Below are 16,367 nucleotides of genomic sequence, written 5' to 3'. Positions count from 1 at the left end.
TCGTGTCGTGGACCGTGGCGCGGCAACCGGGCCGTGCTCAAGGTGCTTGATTTTTCCGACTTCTCCTCGACGAACCGGCATCCGCCTCGCCGGAATAGTGCTCCGGCCGGCGATCTCGGCCGCCGATCCCGCCCTGCGCCGGAGCGCCTCCGAGAGCATCCTGGGCGCAGTCGAACGCCGCCGGCTGCGCGCAGCCCGGCGGTGGTGCGGCAAGAACGGGAAGGGCCAAATCGGCGTGCTCTTTTCTTGCAGACTCCGCCCCTGGACTGGTGAAGGCGGCTTGATCCCATGAATACGCCAGAATAAATTGCTGTCCTCGCTGCTTGGCACCGCATCACGGCAATCTGATCTGACCGACGCGCCCATGCGAGGAGCATCCGTGCGATACATCGTCATGCCACGCGACGGCTGGCACTTCGCCCGAGCGGACCAGATCGGACAGGCAGAGGACGCAGACGCGATCCGGCACACGTCACGGAACGCGGCCTTCTCCCGGAGAGAGGCGCCGGATCGGGCCGTCCGGGGTGAGGTTTCGGCGAGCGCGATCCGGCCGATGATCGCGATGACCGCCCTGGCGGCGCCGGAGGCTCCCTACACCGTCGTCGCCGCCTCCCGGGACGACGGCCCGACATTGCTGGAGATGTCGCCGCAGGCGGCGCGGCGCCTGCGCGAGAGCGTCCCGTCGGTGCTGGTGGAGAAGGACCGGCGCATCTCCGCCGCCGTCCGGACCGCGACCCGCCTGCGGATGCACCGGGACTGGACCGTCGGCGCGTCGGACGGCAAGCGGGTCCGGGTCAAGGTGACGGATCCCGACGGGCGCCCGGTCCCCGGCGCCCGGATCCTCGTCTTCGCCGATGTCGCGCAGCGCGAAGGCGTGGCCCGACGGACCCGCCCGTCGGGCGTCGCGTCCCTGGTCGTTCCGGCGCGGACCGGCAGCTTTCCCCGCATCGTCGTCGAGCCGCCCGCCGGCTACCGCAGCCTCGACGCGGGGGCCGTGGCGGCGTCGGCGGAGGGCGACATCGCCCTGACGCTGGCACCGGTCGACCCGAGGGGACGGGACGGGACCAGCGCGCTGCGCGGCGAGGCGGGCACGCTGACGGGGCTCGATGTCGGGCGCGGCGTCCGGATCGCGGTCGTGGATACCGGCGTCGATCCCAGGCATCCCGATCTCGCCCACGTCGCGACACGCAACGTCTACCAGTTCGACGCGGATCCCGCCGTCGCGCCCCATCCGCACGCGAACCACGTCGCCGGCCTGATCGGCGCCCGGGGCCGGGACTTCAGGGGGATGGCACCCGGAGCGACCCTGTTCAGCTACCGCTTCACCCCGCTCGGCCTGAAGGACGGCGCATTGTTCGACCTCGGAGAGGCCATCAGGAGGACCGGCGACGACGACGTCCACCTGATCAACATCAGCATGGCGAGCCGCTCTCCGTCGCAGTTCCTCGGCAAGGCCGCGGTCGCGGCCTTCCAGCGGGGTGCGATCTGCATCGCGGCGGCCGGGAACGACGGTCGCGATTCCATCTCCTTCCCGGCCGCCGCCAAGCGCTACTACGCCGTGACGGCGTACGGCGACCGGTCGGTCCTGACGGACGGCGTCCGGGAACTCGAAGACCTGTCCGACGTGACGTCCTCGGTGAACGCGGCCATGAGCCGTGCCCGGTTCTCGAACTGGGGTGCCGACACGGACTTCATCGGACCGGGCGTCGGCCTAATCTCCTGCGCCGGGGCGGCAGGGTACGCGATCGACAGCGGCACCTCGTTCGCGGCCCCGGTGATCGTCGGCCTCGCGGCCGCGATCCTCGCCGAGGACCATCCCGACATCCTGGCGATGCCGCCGGACATGAAGCGGGCGACCGCCATCGCGCAGGTCTTGACGGAACGATGCCGGGATTTAGGATTCGCCTTCGAAACCCAGGGAAGCGGGATCCTCCATGTCGCAGACGAGGCCTGATCCCAGGACGCGCGACTACGTCCTGTACCGCTCCGACAGTCGTGGCCCCGACCTGTCGGACGTGGCCGAGCAGGTCCGCGCGATGGCCGAGGTCACGCTCATCCGGCAAGGGGATACCGGCCTGCTCGTCCAGGGGGGCGCCCAGGCGATCAAGAAGCTCACCCTCGGCCTCGAAGGATGGTCGGCGGAGGAGAACAAGCGGGTGCGCACCGCCGGATGAGGCCGGGCCGTTTCAGCTGCCCGGCGTCATGACCACGAGCTCCGCCTGCGGCGGGGAAATCCCGTCCGCGACGTACTCGACGCTGTAGACGCCGGGCGCGAGGGTCGGCCCGGCGACGACGACCTGCCTGACCTCCGCGCTGCCGACGGCGAGCGGGATCGCGTGGGCCTCGACGGGGCCGGCATCGGTCCGTCGCAGGAACACGATCCGCCCCTGGCGCGGCGCCGCGCCGAAGGCCAGGACGACCTCGAACGGATCGCCCCGGTTGACGGCGGGCAGGCTGACGGAGAGGCGCGGCCGCCCCGCGAGGCGCGCGGCCCCCGCCGCGACGGCTTCCGGCAGCTTGACGCCGAGCAGCATGGCCAGCAGCTCGTGCGTGGTGCCGTCCTGGGCGACGCCGAGGTGGTTCGCGCTGACGAAGGCGGTCTGCACCGGCAGCGCGGAGGCGCTGCGGATCGGCACCGTCCCGTCGCCGGAGGCCGCGACGGACACGCCGACGAGTCCGCCGGCATCGAGATCGAACCGCGTGACGGTCTCGTGGAACGCGCTCACGATCGAGAAATACCGGCATCCGCCGGGCCGGCGTTCGTGATCCAGGGTTGCCTGCAGGTCCTTGGCGGCCTGGAGGCTCACCTTGTTGAAGCCGTAGAGCTGGTCCAGCGCCGGGTCGAAGACGCTGATGCCCTCGAAGGCGACCTGGGAGTCGAGGCGCCAGATCGGGAGCAGGGTCGAGAGCGGGAACAGCTGGTAGCCGGCCGGATAGCCCGGCTGTCCGGCCAGCTGTCGCAGTTGCGCCGGAGACAGGCCCGACGTGCCCTCGCCGACGCCGGCGGCCCGCGCGACGGCGAGGGGCGCGCCCTCGTGCGGGGTCGCCATGAAGGCGCAGAGATCGATGGCGGCGGCCCAACCGGGCACGGTCGCGCGCGGCCGTTCGAGGCTGACGCGCGCGAGAAGGCCGCCCATGGAATGGCAGAGCAGCCTGATCTTCACGGCCGGGCCGTGCTCAGCCAGGATCTGCGCCAAGGTGGCATCGAGCTCCCTGCCGAGGTCGAGCAGGTTCTTGCGCCAGTCATACGCGAAGTGAACCACCCGTCGCTCGCCGACGTCGCTCTTGTAGCCGAACTTATCGAGAGCCTCGAGCAGCGATCCGTAGATGTCGACGCAGACGCGATCGATGATCTTCGTCGGCTTGAGGTCGCGGCGGATGAGCTGATCGATCCGGCGGTAGCCGAGCGTCGCCTCGGCGGGTGTAGGCGGCCAGATTTCGACGCCGTCCGGGGTCGCCAGCGCAGATCCCATGATGCCGGGAATGACGACCACGACGTCCATCGCCGTCTCCATCTTGGTCAATCGACCGAATGGAACCGGCATGATGGTCGCATGACACCTCGTGGCGTGCAAGTGCGCGGGATCAAGTGCGCGGGATATAGGGGCGCGCGGGCGAAGGACCGGCCGATCGAGGCGATCTCGGAACGGCTCGCCGAGCGAGCGCCCCGGCGCGTGCCGGCGGCCCGGGCGCCCCGGCCCCCCGCCCTCCAGAGGCCGGAACGGCCACCCCTGACGCGGCGAGGCCCGGGAGGAGTGCCGCGCGAGCGCGGCGCCCCTCCCGGGCCTCGCCGGATCCGACCCCGCGCCGAGCCGGCCCGGGGTCCCGTCGACGGAAGATCCTACTCCGCCGCCTCGATCCGCGGATGCTCGTGCTGCTTGCGCTCGCGCTTGACGAGGTCGGCGGTCAGGAAGGCCACCTCCAGCGCCTGCTCGGCGTTGAGACGCGGGTCGCAATAGGTGTGGTAGCGGTCGCGCAGGTCCTCGGCCGTCAGCGCCCGGGCGCCACCGGTGCACTCGGTGACGTTCTTGCCCGTCATCTCGAGGTGGATGCCGCCGGCATGCGTGCCTTCCGACTGGTGGATGTCGAAGAAGCCCTGGATCTCCTTCATCACCCGCTCGAACGGCCGGGTCTTGTAGCCGCTGGCCGTCACGGTGTTGCCGTGCATCGGATCGCAGGACCACACGACCTTGCGGCCCTCGCGCTCCACCGCCCGGACCAGGGCGGGAAGGTGGTCGCCGACCTTGTCGGCGCCGAAGCGGCAGATCAGGGTCAGGCGGCCGGCTTCGTTGGCCGGGTTCAGCAGGTCGACGAGCCGGATCAGGTCGTCGGCCTTGAGCGACGGGCCGCATTTGAGGCCGATCGGGTTCTTGATGCCCCGGGCGAACTCGATGTGGGCGTGGTCGGCCTGGCGGGTGCGGTCGCCGATCCACAGCATGTGGCCCGACGTGGCGTACCAGTCGCCGCTGGTCGAATCGACCCGGGTCAGGGCCTCCTCGTAGCCGAGCAACAGGGCCTCGTGGCTGGTGAAGAAATCGGTCTGGCGCACCTCCTGGTGCGTCTCCGGGTTGATGCCGATCGCCCGCATGAAGTCGAGGGTCTCGGTCATGCGCTGCGCCAGGTCGGCATAGGCCGAGGACTGGGGCGAGTCCTTGACGAAGCCGAGCATCCAGCGATGCGCGTTCTCGAGGTTGGCGTAGCCGCCGGTCGCGAAGGCGCGCAGGAGGTTCAGCGTCGCCGCCGACTGGCGGTAGGCCTCGGTCTGGCGGTTCGGGTTCGGCACCCGCTCGGCCTCCGTGAAGCCGATGCCGTTGACGATGTCGCCGCGGTAGCTCGGCAGCGCGACGCCGTCGACGGTCTCGACCGGCGAGGAGCGCGGCTTGGCGAACTGCCCGGCGATGCGCCCGACCTTCACCACCGGCGAGCCGCCCGCGAAGGTCAGCACCAGCGCCATCTGCAGGAAGACGCGGAAGAAGTCGCGGATGTTGTCGGCGGAATGCTCGTCGAAGCTCTCGGCGCAATCGCCGCCCTGGAGCAGGAACGCCTCGCCGGCCGCGACCTTGGCGAGGTTCTGCTTCAGCTTGCGCGCCTCACCGGCAAACACCAGCGGGGGAAAGCTCGCGAGCTGCCGCTCCACCGCCTCGAGGGACGCGGAATCCGGATAGTCCGGAACCTGCTGAATCGGCAGCCGCCGCCAGCTCGTGGGGGTCCAACGCTCGCTCATCGTCCTCTCCTACCGCACCTCTTCGATAACCGGTCAGGTCGGTTGCGGAAGCCGGGCTTATAGGGGGGTTTGGGCGATCGCGCGAGGGGGTCGCTCCCCGTGATTTCGGGTCATGCCGCACGGCTCGTTCCGTCAGAGCTAGGATAGGACCGCCTTGAACAGCGCAAAGGCGCACACGCCCGACAGCACCGTGAAGAACAGGCTCCGGCTGAACGCTCCGATCGCGAATGCGGTCGCGGCGGCGAAAGACGGAGGCGCGCTTCGGCTTCGACGACCAGAGCCATGTCACGGGCCATTTCCGGCGGGCCTTCGGGACCACGCCGCGGCGTTACGCGGATGCCTGCCGGTAGCGGTTCGCCCTCAGCCGACCGCCACCGGCTGCTTGACCACCGCCGGGGTGCGCATCGTCACCAGCTCCTCGCCGGCGGTCGGATGGACCGCGATCGTGCGGTCGAAATCGGCCTTCGTCGCCCCCATCGTCACCGCGATGCCGACGGCCTGGATGATCTCGCCGGCATCGTGGCCGAGCACGTGGACGCCGACCACCCGGTCGCTCGCCCGCTCGACGATCACCTTCATCAGGATCCGCTCGTCGCGGCCCGACAGGGTCGCCTTCATCGGCCGGAAGCGGGCCTCGTAGACGTCGATCTCGCCGCACAGGCGCCGCGCCACCTCCTCGCCGTGGCCGACGACGCCGATCTCGGGGGTCGAGAACACCGCGGTCGGGATCAGGTCGTGGTCGACCGCCCAGGGCTTGCCCCCGAACACCGTGTCGGCGAAGGCGTGGCCCTCGCGGATCGCGATCGGGGTCAGCGCCGCGCGGTTGGTGACGTCGCCGACGGCGTAGATCGAGGGCGCGGCGGTCTGCGAGAAGCGGTCGACGGGAATCGCCCCGGCGGGATCGAGAGTGATGCCGGCCTTCTCCAGCCCGAGCCCGGCGACGTTGGGGCGCCGGCCGGTCGCCACCAGCACCTGGTCGACCAGGATCTCGCTGCCGTCGTTCAGCGTGGCGCCGATCCCGCCGTCGCGCCGGTCGAGGCGGTGGACGGTGGCGTTCAGGCGCAGGTCCATGCGCTTGGCATAGGCCTCGCCGAGGGCCTGGCGGATCTCGCCGTCGAAGCCGCGCAGCAGCCGATCGCCGCGATGGAGCAGGGTGGTGCGGGTGCCCAGGGCCGCGAACACCCCGGCGAACTCGACCGCGATGTAGCCGCCGCCGACGACCAGGATCCGCTCCGGCTGCGTCTCCAGCTCGAACACCTCGTTCGACGTGATGGCGAGCTCGGCGCCGGGGATCAGCGGCTCCTTGACCGGATGGGCGCCGACCGCGACCAGGATGTGGCGGGCCCGCACCCGGGTGCCCGAGCGCACGAGGCGCACCGTGTGCGGATCCTCGATCACCGCCCGGTCGGCCACCACCTCGACGCCGGCCCGCATCAGGTTGGTGGCGTAGATGCCCTCGAGCCGGGTCACCTCGGCGTCGCGGCGGGCCTTGAGCGCCGCCCAGTCGAAGCGCGGGGTGCCGACCTCCCAGCCGAAGCCGGCGGCGTCCTCGAACTCGTCGGCGAAGCGGCCGGCATAGACCATCAGCTTCTTGGGCACGCAGCCGCGGATCACGCAGGTGCCGCCGACCCGGTACTCCTCGGCGAGCTGCACCCTCGCGCCGTAGCCGGCGGCGATACGGGCCGCCCGCACCCCGCCGGAGCCGCCGCCGATCACGAACAGATCGACGTCGAAAGGCTCGTGCTGCGTCTCGGTCATGGCGCTCACCGTTGTGTTGTCAGGTCTTCTCTGTGCCGGGCCGGGTCGAGAGCGCAAGGGTGCGCCGCCGGGCGAAGGGTGCGCAGCCAGGCGACGGCCGCGCCGACGCCGGCGGTCCACCAGGCCTGCCACGCCCCGTGCTCGACGAAGGCGACGACGCCCGCCGTCGCCAGCAGCGCCAGGGCGGTGCTCCGGGCGAGCGCCGGCCATCTCCCCAGGCCCCGCAACGTCAGGACCAGGACGAGCGCGGCCAGCACCGCCCCGACGATGCCGAGCTCGGCCCAGACCTGCAGGAAGGTGTTGTGCGGGTGCCCGACCGCCAGCATGAAGCGCAGGTCGGGCTCGATCCGCTCGGCCGCCGGCACGTCCTGGAACCGCCCGCTGGTGCCGTAGCCGGCGCCGTGCCAGGGATCCTGCGCCACCGCCGCGCCGAAGCTGCGGGCGATGGCGACCCGGGCGCGGGTGCTGCTGGCGGCGAGCCGCTGGTGCAGGGCCTCCGGCATCGTCCGGGCGAGGAGATCGCCCTCGACCGGCGCGAGGACGAGGGCGCCGAGCAGGGCCGCGCCGGCGAGGCCGAGTCCCGCCCGGGCCGGCAGCCCGCGCACGGCGCAGAAGGTGAGGGCGCCGGTGGCGAGCCCCAGCACCGTCGCGCCGCTGACCGACCGCCACGCCGCGACCGCGAAGACCGCGAGGGCGAGCGCCGCCAGGCCGCGCCGCCCGCGTGCGGCGAGGAGCGCCGCCAGGGGCAGGACCAGCAGCATCATGGTCAGGAGCGGACGGTTGAACGCGAAGGCGGCGACGCGCTGGCCGAGCGCCTCGCGGATCGCGAGGCCCGAGGCGAGGTCCGCCACGACGTAGGCGCAGGTCGCGATCAGGATCCAGGCGGCGGGCCCGGCGACGGCGGCGAGGTGCGGCGGCGCGAGGCGCGCCACCAGGTAGGCGCCGGCGAGCGCCGGCAGGAATTCCGACAGGGTGCGCAGCGACAGGCCCGGCAGCGGGCTCCAGGCGAGGCTGATGCCGCACCAGGCCAGGAAGGCCAGCGCCGCGAGACCGGGCGGCGTCGCCAGCGGCGCGACGAGGAGTGCCCGCAGCGGGCGCCCGGCGGCGACCGCGCCGGCGAGCAGCAGGAGCCCGGCGAGGCCGACCACGACCGGGCTCGAGCGGTTCGCCGCCGCCATGCAGGCCGGCAGGGCGGCGATCACGACGGCGCCGAGACGGTCGAGCGTCGCGGCCGGGCCGTGCTCCGGCGCGCGGGCCGTCACTGAAGCTGGTGGCCGCGCTTGCCCATCTCGGCCCGGACCCGGACCATCATGTATTCGGAGACCTCCTGGGTCCAGGTCTGCATCGCCTGCACCATGTCGTCGAGCACCTGGGGCTGGGTCTCGACGTAGCGCTTGCCCGCGGGCGAGCGGAAGAAGGTGGCGATGTCGCGCAGCTCCGCCTCGGTGAGCTTGTTGGCGTAGATACGCGAGGCGGTGTCGATGATGCGCTGCTTCTGCAGCTCGAGCTCGGGCTGCAGCTTCTCGATGACGTCGGCGAGGTCCTTGGTCAGCTCGGGCCGGGTCACCGCCGCCTGCTTGATCTGCTCGCCGAAGGCCGGGAGGATCGAATCGAACGAGCGGGCGATGCCGGAGGAGAGCATCACCTCCTTGGCCAGCGCCAGGTGCGTCGGGGTGATCGGGTCCTTCGAGGCGGCCGGGGCGGCGGGCTTCGGCTGGGCCGAGGCCGGGGTGCAGAGGACGGGGCTCGACAGGGTCGCGGCGAGAAGGCCCGCCAGCAGGGCACGCGAACGGCGCGGGGACATCGTGTTGCTCCAGGATAGCGGCGCCCGCGCGGGGCGGCCGTGACGGGGACGAGGGCGCGTCAGGCCGCCCCGAGGGTGACGATGCGGGGTTGGCCGTCCGCGGCTTCCGCCACGATTGCGCCGGTGGCAAGGCCGAGGAACAGGCCGTGCTCGACCACGCCCGGCACCGCCACCAGGGCGCGGGCCAGCGCTTCCGGATCGGGGATGGCGCCGAGGCCGGCATCGAGGATCAGGTGGCCGCCATCGGTGTGGAACGGGGTCCCGTCGGCGTCCTTGCGGATGGTGAGCGGCCCGGCGCAGCCGGCGGACCGGATCGCCGCCGCGACCGCCAGGGTGGTGGCGACGAGGCCGAAGGGCACCGCCTCGATCGGCAGGGGGAAGCGCCCCAGGGTCTCGACGCGCTTGGCGCCGTCGACGATCACCACCATGCGCCGGCTCGCCGCCGCCACGATCTTCTCGCGCAGCAGCGCGCCGCCGCCGCCCTTGATCAGGCGGAGCTGCGGGTCGATCTCGTCGGCGCCGTCGATCGTGAGGTCGAGGTCGGGCGTGTCGTCGAGGGTGGTGAGCGGGATGCCGGCGGCCTCGGCGGCCCGGCGCGTCGCCTCGGAGGTCGGCACGCCGACGACCTTGAGCCCGGCCCGCACCTTCTCGCCGAGGAGTTCGACGAACACGGTCGCGGTCGAGCCGGTGCCGAGGCCGAGGCGCATGCCGTCCTCGACCAGCCCGACCGCCCGGGCGGCGGCGGCGCGCTTGAGCTCGGCGGGGCTCACCGTCGGCCCTCGCGGCAGGAGAGGATGAGGGAAATCAGCATGGCGGTCCCGGCGCGGCTCGTCGTCTCTCGTCCGCCGCAGGGCCGACGGCCCCGGGCAGGCGGGGCGCCCTGACGGCCGTCCCCGCTGATCGAGAGGCCCCTAGCATGGGGAATAGGGGCGGCGGAAGCGGCGATCCGGCCTTGTCCGAGGCACCGTCGCTCAACGTCGCCGCCGGCTCAGGGCTTGGCCGCCGCGGGTGCCGTGCTGCCGGCATTGCCCTGGGGCGTGCAGACCACGGCGTCGTCGAGCACGTAGCAGATGCTCATCGCGCCGGTGCGCTGGTTGACCCGGAACACCCCGGCCTCGCGCAGGTGGCGCGAGGCCACGAGGCTGTACTCGGACGGGGCCTGCGGCCCGGCGCCCTCGCCGGGGCCGAAGCACAGGGTCGTGCCGATGGTGTTGTCCTGCAGGCCGTACTGGCAGGAGATGACCTCGCCGGTCGCCTTGTCGACCCGGTAGACCCGGTTGAGGTCGGCCTGGGGCGCCGGCACGAACTCGTAGGACGCCGCCTGCGCCGCGCCCGCCATCAGCAGACCCGCCGCCAGCCCGGCCGCCGCCGCGGCCCTGCTTCGATTACCCGCTCTCCCGCGCATGGCGCGCCGCTCCTCGACTCGATCGCGGCGACGTGCCGGCCGCGCTCGCGGGGCGCGGCGGCCGAATCGTCCGCCTTGCACCTGTTATAGCTCGGCCCGGCTTGTCCCGGGCTTGGCTCGGGGTGCGGCTGCGGACTTGGTCCGCGGCGGCCCTCGCCTGTATGGGGGAGGCCCATCTCCCCGCCCGCAGCGAGCCCCCATGCCGAACGCCGCCATGCCCGTCCCGGATTCCCTGCCGCCGATCGTCGTGTTCGACCTCGACGGCACCCTCGCGGAGACCGCGGGCGACCTCATCGGCACCCTCAACGTCATCCTGGAGCGGGAGGGCCTGCCCCCGGTGGCCCTGTCGCAGGCGCGGGAGCTGATCGGGGCCGGCGCCCGGGCGCTGATCCAGCGCGGCTTCGCGGCCGGCGGGCGCGAGCTGACGCCGGACCGGCTCGACGAGCTGTTCCTGGTGTTCCTGGCCCATTACGGCCGGAACCTGTGCAACGTCTCGCACCTGTTTCCCGGCGTCGTGGCCTCCCTCGATCGGCTGGAGGCGGCGGGCTACCGGCTCGCGGTCTGCACCAACAAGCCGGAGGACCACTCGGTCCGCCTGCTGGAGCTGCTCGGGGTCGCGGGGCGGTTCGCGGCGATCTGCGGCCGCGATACCTTCCCGTACTTCAAGCCCGATCCGCGCCACTTCACCGAGACGATCGCGCGCGCGGGCGGCGACCCGGCCCGGGCGGTGATGGTGGGCGATTCCCGCACCGACGTCGCCACCGCCAAGGCCGCCGGCATCCCGGTGGTGGCGGTGCCGTTCGGCTACACCGACGTGCCGGTGGAAGAGCTGGAGCCGGACGTAGTGATCCAGCACTTCGACGAGCTGTACGAGGCGGTGCGGCGGCTCGATCGCGGGGCGGCCTGATACACCCTCCCGGCCATCCCGGAAACCCGCCGCAGCCGGGAACCCGGGATGTGTCGGAGCTCACGAGAGCAGCCAATCGGCCTCGACGCCGGTATGGCCGGCGACCTGATGCGCCTGTTCCCGAGTGAGCGCGCGCCGCCCCCGCTCGATATCCGAGAGATGCCCCTGCGAAATCCCGATCGCCTCGGCGAGCTGGGCCTGCGTGCAGGGCGGGCTCCTGTGCTTGCGTGCCGCCGTCACCGGCGAGCCGTGCTCGGCCAGGAGCATGACGAACCAGTGCGGGACCGACGGGCCGGCCGTGCCGGTTTCGACCGCTCTCAGGTGCTCGTCGATGATGCGGGCGGTGGCGCGGTCCTCGGCCGCTTCGTCGCCGAGACGGGCGAGGAGCGCGTCGTAGTCGCGGCGGGGCAGGATAGCCAGTTCCTCGCCCGCCGGTGTGGTGATGTACTGGACGGTCATGGGCCTTCTTTCTCATTCGTAGATGTCGCGGCGATGGCCGATCGCCAGCACGTCGATGGCCCCGTCATCCTCCAGGAAGACGGCGCGGTCATCGCCGGCTCGCAACCGCTTGCCCGGCCGGCCGGTAAGGGGGCGGACATCGCCGGCACCGGTCTCGGCGTAGCGGCCGAGTTTGGCGATGAGGGCGACCCGGTCCCGCTTCGGAAGGCCGGTCAGGCTGCGCAGAGCTGCGGCGCGATAGGTGATCGGCTTCATTGCTATAATATCGCGCAACAATGCGATTTTCACAAACCGGCCTCGATATCGCGACGGGCCCACGTGTCGTGGGTGAGGCGGACGACCAGCGACCCCGCCGGCGTCCCGGTCGACGAGACCCGCACCGCGCACGTCATGCGTGGCCGCTTCCGTCCGCATGGCTATGCCGACAGGAGGACTTCAGACACGTCGAGGAAAGCCAGACGGTCCGGCTGATCGACTTGCGATGGGATGATAAGAAAGAATGGTGGGCGCGACAGGGATTGAACCTGTGACCCTTCGCGTGTGAAGCGAATGCTCTCCCGCTGAGCTACGCGCCCGAGGATCGGCCCCATGCGGGGTGATGCAGGGCTTCCATGGAAGCCGCATCGCAGGCCGAACCGGTATGACGGCCGGACCGGGCGACGACGGGACGTCGCGGGGTCGAACCATCGATCTGCACAAGGTGGTGGGCGCGACAGGGATTGAACCTGTGACCCTTCGCGTGTGAAGCGAATGCTCTCCCGCTGAGCTACGCGCCCTGTGAGCCGGCTTCTAGGCGGGGCGACGCGGCGCGTCAAGGCGCTTCGTCGCCCCGTAGGACGGGCCGGCTACTCGGCCGGCACCGCGGCCACGAGCTCGGTCGGCACGAAGCGGCCGTCCTCGCGGCGGGTCATGTCGATCCGCCGGTCGTGGAAGGCGGTCAGCGTCGAGCGGTGGCCGATCGAGACCACGGTGGTGTCGGGCAGTTCCTGGCGCAGCATGCGGTAGAGCGCGGCCTCGGTCGGCTCGTCGAGGGCGGCGGTGGCCTCGTCGAGGAACAGCCAGTCGGGACGCGCCAGCAGCGCCCGGGCGATGGCGAGGCGCTGCTGCTCGCCGAGCGACAGGGCCTGCGCCCACGGCGACTCCTCGTCGAGGCGGTCGGCCAGATGCGGCAGCCGCGCCGCCGCGAGGGCGTTCCGGATCGCCGCGTCGTCGTAGTGCCCCGCCGGCTCCGGATAGGTGACGGCGGCGCGCAGCGTCCCGATCGGCAGGTAGGGCCGCTGCGGCAGCAGCAGCAGGCGGGCGCCCTCCGGCGTCGCGACCGAGCCCTCGCCGAACGGCCAGATGCCCGCGATGGCGCGGAACAGCGTCGACTTGCCCGAGCCCGAGGGGCCGGTGAGCAGCGTCGTCTCGCCGGGGCGGAAGGAGAGCGCGGGGGCCTCGGCGATGCGCCGGCCGTCCGGCAGGTCGAGGGCGAGGCCCTTGAGGTGAAGGCCCGGGCCGCCCGCCGGCAGCACCGCGAGCGGGCTTCCCGCCGCCATCGCGTCGGCCCGGCCCATGGCGGCGTCGAAGGTGGTGAGCCGGTCGACCTGCGCCTTGTAGTCGGCCAGCGTGACGTAGAAGGTGATGAAGAACGACATCGTGCTCTCGACCCGCGAGAACGCGCCGGCGGTCTGCGTCATCACCCCGAGCGGGATCTGGCCGGCGAAGTAGTAGGGCGCGACCAGGATGTAGGGGATCACCACGTTGACCTGCTGGTAGCTGACCGTGAAGGCGGCGAGCTTCTTGCGGCGGTCGACGATGGCGTAGAAGTTGGCGATCAGCGCGCCGAAGCGGTCGCGCAGCGAGGCCCGCTCGGCCCGGGCGCCGCCGAGCAGGGCCACCTGCTCGCCGTACTCGCGCAGGCGGGCGAGCGAGAAGCGGAAATCGGCCTCGCGGCGCTGCTGCTCGAAGTTGAGCCCGACCAGCGCGCGGCCGATGCGGTGGGTGATCCAGGTGACGAGGCCCGAGTAGATCAGCGCGCCCCAGACCAGGAAGCCCGGCACATGCCAGTCGGTCCCCGGCACCGTGAAGGCGGCCGAGATGTTCCACAGGATCACCGAGAACGAGATCAGGTTCGACACCGCCGACAGGAAGCTGATGGTCAGCGACTGGGTGGTCTGGGTGAACTGGTCGATGTCGTCGGCGATGCGCTGGTCGGGGTTGTCGGCCTGCGCGCCCGAGAAGCCCATGCGGTAATGGGTGTCGTTGCCGAGCCAGCGGTCGACGTAGTGCCGGGTCATCCAGGCCCGCCAGCGGATCCGCAGGAACGACTGGATCACGTACTGGATGATCGCGCTCGCGACGTAGACCGCGGCCCAGAGGCAGAACACCGAGAACAGCAGCGACCAGAACGCTGCCGCGTCCTTGCTCTGGATCGCGTTGAACCAGTCGCGGTTGAAGTAGGACAGGCGCACGTTGATGGCGACCTGGGCGAACTCGATGCCGATCACCAGGGCCGCCATGGTGAGCGCGACCCAGCGCTCCTGCATCTTGACCGCCGGCAGCGGCCACAGCCGCACCGTCGTGACCTCGCGGGTGGTGTAGTAGGGATAGGCCAGGCGCCAGATCTGCAGGAGGGCCTGCTTCAAGCCGTGCATCGCGGTCTCCGGGCCGACCCAGGGGGCCGGCCTCAAGCGGGCCCGCGGGGGCGGGCCGGTGATTCGGGGGCGGTCCGGGCGCGCGAGCCGTCGCCCGCCCTTCCGCCTCGCCATGGGTCGACCCGTCACCGTGATCCGGTCACGGGCCGGTCGGGTCTCGGGTCGCTTCCGTTATGGAGCGGCCCCTTGGCAGGACCATGGCGCCGTTGCCGTTGCAAGTTAAACCACGTTCATGCGGCCGGGCGCCCTGCGCCGCCGGGTCCGCTCTCGCAGACGTGAGCGGTCGTTGCCGCGTCGCGACCTCCGTCCGGCATCGGGACGGGGTGAAACGATCGCCGCGATGCCCCGCCGCCGCCGCAATCCGCCCCGATGGTCCGCCGGTTTCCCGCGACCCGGCACGCTCGACCCGGCAAGCTCGCATCGGCACGACGGCCGCGGGACCCGCTCCAAGACCACCCGCTCCAAGACCAGACGAGTGCGAACTACCCATGGCGGCCCTCTCGATCCTCGACGTCGATGCCGTGCGCGCAGCACCCCTCGCGCACGACCCCTACCACTACTTCCTGGGCCGGCAGGTTCTGCGGCCCGAGGCGGTGCCCGAGCTCAAGCGCGACTTCCCGGCCATCGGCAAGCCGGGCTACCTCACGGTCGACGAGGTCCAGCTCACCGGCCGCTTCAAGGACCTGATCGAGGAGCTCGAGAGCGACACCTTCTCGCAGGTGCTGAGCGAGAAGTTCGGGATCGACCTCGTCTCCTGCCCGCGGCTGACCACGATCATGCGCCGCTCGCAGCCGAAATACGGCGCGATCCACACCGACGGCCCCTCGAAGGTGATGACGCTCCTCGTCTACATGAACGACGAGTGGGACGCGCCGGAGGCCGGCCGCCTGCGGGTGCTCTACGACGGCGAGCGGTTCGAGCCCTACGCGGTCGAGGTGCCGCCGACCATGGGGACGATGTTCGCCTTCCTGCGCGCCGACAATTCCTGGCACGGCCACCGGCCGTTCGAGGGCGAGCGCCGGGTGGTGCAGGTCGCCTGGGTCAAGGACGCGGCCGAGCTCGAGCGCAAGCGCAAGCGCAACCGCACGGCCCAGTTCCTCAAGGGCATCTTCGGCCGCTGACCGGATCCGGGCCGGCGCGGCCCGGAGCGGGCGACGCCGGGACAGTGCTCGCCGGGTGACACCTCGGGACGATGCGCGCCCGGGGCCGGAACCCAGGTCCACAACAGGACGAGGGCGCTCTAAGACTTGACCACCGGCGCCGGCCGGGGGACGCTGGGGGCATCATGAGGGCGTTTCACCGCGCGGGCCTGTGGATGGCCGGCCTGGTCGTGCTGACCGGCGCGGCCTGCCTGCTCGGGACCGGCCGCGCCGTCGCGCAATCCGACCTCGAGATGCCCGCCGACCCGCCGGTCCTGTCGAAGCCCTACCGCTCCACGGTCCCGATCTTCCGCCGCCGCCCGCCGCCCGACGCGGTGCCGCCGGAGGCCGGACGCCCGGCGGGCGGCTGGCGCGAGCCGCCCGACCGGATCGGCGCCCGCGACGGCACGGCCCCGGACGGGGCGGCGGCGTTCCGGGACGCGCCGCCGGGATCCGGCTTCGGCCCGGTGAAGGCCGCCCCCGCCCACGACCTCGCCCCCGACGAGGAGCCGGAGGAGCGGCCGGTCCCGCCCCGCCCCGTGCGCAACGCATCGCCGGCCAAGCCCGAGACCCGCGAGGAGGACCGTCAGGAGGCCCGCGAGCCGGCCCGCCGGCAGACCGCGCGGGAGGCCGAGCGCGAGCCGCCCGCGCGGGAGACGCCGCGCCCCGGCGAGGCGGCCGAGGACGAGGCCGAGGCGCCGGCCTATGCCGGCGTGTGGGGACCGAGCCGCGCGGCCTGCGCCGGCAGCCGGTCCGCCCGCCGCGGCTTCCTGCCGGCGGTGATCCGGCCGGGGAGCGCCCGGGCCGGCAAGACCCTGTGCCAGTTCCGCGACACGCGGCGCGAGGGCCGCTCCTGGACCACGACCGCCTCGTGCCGCAGCGCGGGCCGGCACTGGACCTCGCGGGTGCGCCTGACCGTGGCCGGACAGCGGCTGACCTGGGCGAGCGGGCGCGGCTCGGTGACCTATACCCGCTGCTCGGGCGACTGAGCCCGGGGGGCGGACGGCCTGCAACCGAGCTTGACTCGCCGCAAAC

General features: G+C 72.3%; 15 protein-coding genes and 2 tRNA genes. 5 read left to right on the top strand and 12 right to left on the bottom strand.

Annotated elements, in window-relative coordinates; translation table 11 throughout:
• Window positions 1-553 precede the first annotated feature (553 nt).
• Window positions 554-1,954, top strand: coding sequence for a S8 family peptidase (locus A5481_RS06765; RefSeq protein WP_048435039.1), 1,401 nt, complete (start codon window positions 554-556; stop codon window positions 1,952-1,954).
• Window positions 1,935-2,174, top strand: a complete 240-nt coding sequence (locus tag A5481_RS33320) for a hypothetical protein (protein ID WP_048435038.1) — start codon at window positions 1,935-1,937, stop codon at window positions 2,172-2,174. Before A5481_RS06765 ends, A5481_RS33320 begins: the two co-directional genes overlap by 20 nt.
• A 12-nt stretch (window positions 2,175-2,186) precedes the next feature.
• Here the strand turns inward: A5481_RS33320 and A5481_RS06760 are convergent, their stop codons facing one another.
• From A5481_RS06760 to A5481_RS06730, 7 genes are all read right to left on the bottom strand, one after another.
• A complete protein-coding gene (locus A5481_RS06760) occupies window positions 2,187-3,503 on the bottom strand; it encodes a lipase/acyltransferase domain-containing protein (protein WP_053082430.1) in 1,317 nt (438 codons plus the stop codon).
• Between the two features lie 338 nt (window positions 3,504-3,841).
• Window positions 3,842-5,224 (bottom strand): class II 3-deoxy-7-phosphoheptulonate synthase, encoded by a 1,383-nt coding sequence (locus A5481_RS06755; RefSeq protein ID WP_048435037.1) that lies wholly within the window; start codon window positions 5,222-5,224, stop codon window positions 3,842-3,844.
• Window positions 5,225-5,584: 360 nt separating this feature from the next.
• A complete protein-coding gene (gor, locus tag A5481_RS06750; protein ID WP_048435036.1) occupies window positions 5,585-6,982 on the bottom strand; it encodes a glutathione-disulfide reductase in 1,398 nt (465 codons plus the stop codon).
• Between the two features lie 5 nt (window positions 6,983-6,987).
• Window positions 6,988-8,244, bottom strand: a complete 1,257-nt coding sequence (locus tag A5481_RS06745; RefSeq protein WP_048435035.1) for an O-antigen ligase family protein — start codon at window positions 8,242-8,244, stop codon at window positions 6,988-6,990.
• Entirely contained in the window at window positions 8,241-8,786 is a 546-nt protein-coding gene (locus tag A5481_RS06740) for a DUF2059 domain-containing protein (protein WP_048435034.1), read from the bottom strand. Before A5481_RS06740 ends, A5481_RS06745 begins: the two co-directional genes overlap by 4 nt.
• Before the next feature lie 59 nt (window positions 8,787-8,845).
• The gene (gene rpiA / locus A5481_RS06735) at window positions 8,846-9,556 is read right to left on the bottom strand and encodes a ribose-5-phosphate isomerase RpiA (RefSeq protein WP_048435033.1); all 711 of its coding nucleotides are present in this window, start codon (window positions 9,554-9,556) and stop codon (window positions 8,846-8,848) included.
• A 218-nt stretch (window positions 9,557-9,774) separates the two neighbouring features.
• Window positions 9,775-10,191: a hypothetical protein gene (locus tag A5481_RS06730; protein ID WP_048435032.1), complete on the bottom strand. Its 417-nt coding sequence runs from the start codon at window positions 10,189-10,191 to the stop codon at window positions 9,775-9,777.
• A 214-nt stretch (window positions 10,192-10,405) separates the two neighbouring features.
• Between A5481_RS06730 and gph the strand changes: the two genes are divergently transcribed.
• On the top strand, window positions 10,406-11,098 hold the full coding sequence (gene gph, locus A5481_RS06725) for a phosphoglycolate phosphatase (protein WP_048435040.1): 693 nt from the start codon (window positions 10,406-10,408) through the stop codon (window positions 11,096-11,098).
• Between the two features lie 60 nt (window positions 11,099-11,158).
• Here the strand turns inward: gph and A5481_RS06720 are convergent, their stop codons facing one another.
• From A5481_RS06720 to A5481_RS06700, 5 genes are all read right to left on the bottom strand, one after another.
• Window positions 11,159-11,557, bottom strand: coding sequence for a helix-turn-helix domain-containing protein (locus tag A5481_RS06720; protein WP_048435031.1), 399 nt, complete (start codon window positions 11,555-11,557; stop codon window positions 11,159-11,161).
• A 12-nt stretch (window positions 11,558-11,569) separates the two neighbouring features.
• Window positions 11,570-11,812: a type II toxin-antitoxin system RelE family toxin gene (locus A5481_RS06715; protein ID WP_048435030.1), complete on the bottom strand. Its 243-nt coding sequence runs from the start codon at window positions 11,810-11,812 to the stop codon at window positions 11,570-11,572.
• 245 nt (window positions 11,813-12,057) lie between these two features.
• Window positions 12,058-12,132 (bottom strand) — tRNA-Val (locus A5481_RS06710).
• A gap of 126 nt (window positions 12,133-12,258) precedes the next feature.
• A tRNA-Val gene (locus tag A5481_RS06705) sits at window positions 12,259-12,333 on the bottom strand.
• A gap of 69 nt (window positions 12,334-12,402) precedes the next feature.
• Window positions 12,403-14,193 carry an ABC transporter ATP-binding protein/permease gene (locus A5481_RS06700; RefSeq protein ID WP_048435029.1) on the bottom strand — a complete coding sequence of 597 codons (1,791 nt, stop codon included), beginning with the start codon at window positions 14,191-14,193 and terminating at the stop codon, window positions 12,403-12,405.
• A 488-nt stretch (window positions 14,194-14,681) separates the two neighbouring features.
• Between A5481_RS06700 and A5481_RS06695 the strand changes: the two genes are divergently transcribed.
• Window positions 14,682-15,314, top strand: coding sequence for a 2OG-Fe(II) oxygenase (locus tag A5481_RS06695; RefSeq protein ID WP_048435028.1), 633 nt, complete (start codon window positions 14,682-14,684; stop codon window positions 15,312-15,314).
• A 164-nt stretch (window positions 15,315-15,478) separates the two neighbouring features.
• Window positions 15,479-16,321, top strand: coding sequence for a flagellar biosynthesis protein FlhF (locus A5481_RS06690; RefSeq protein WP_064503839.1), 843 nt, complete (start codon window positions 15,479-15,481; stop codon window positions 16,319-16,321).
• Window positions 16,322-16,367 lie beyond the last annotated feature (46 nt).

This window comes from Methylobacterium platani (assembly GCF_001653715.1).
Classification (GTDB): Bacteria; Pseudomonadota; Alphaproteobacteria; order Rhizobiales; family Beijerinckiaceae; genus Methylobacterium; species Methylobacterium platani.
The sequence above is the reverse complement of the archived record's forward strand: the minus strand, read 5'-3'. Positions and strand labels throughout refer to the sequence as shown.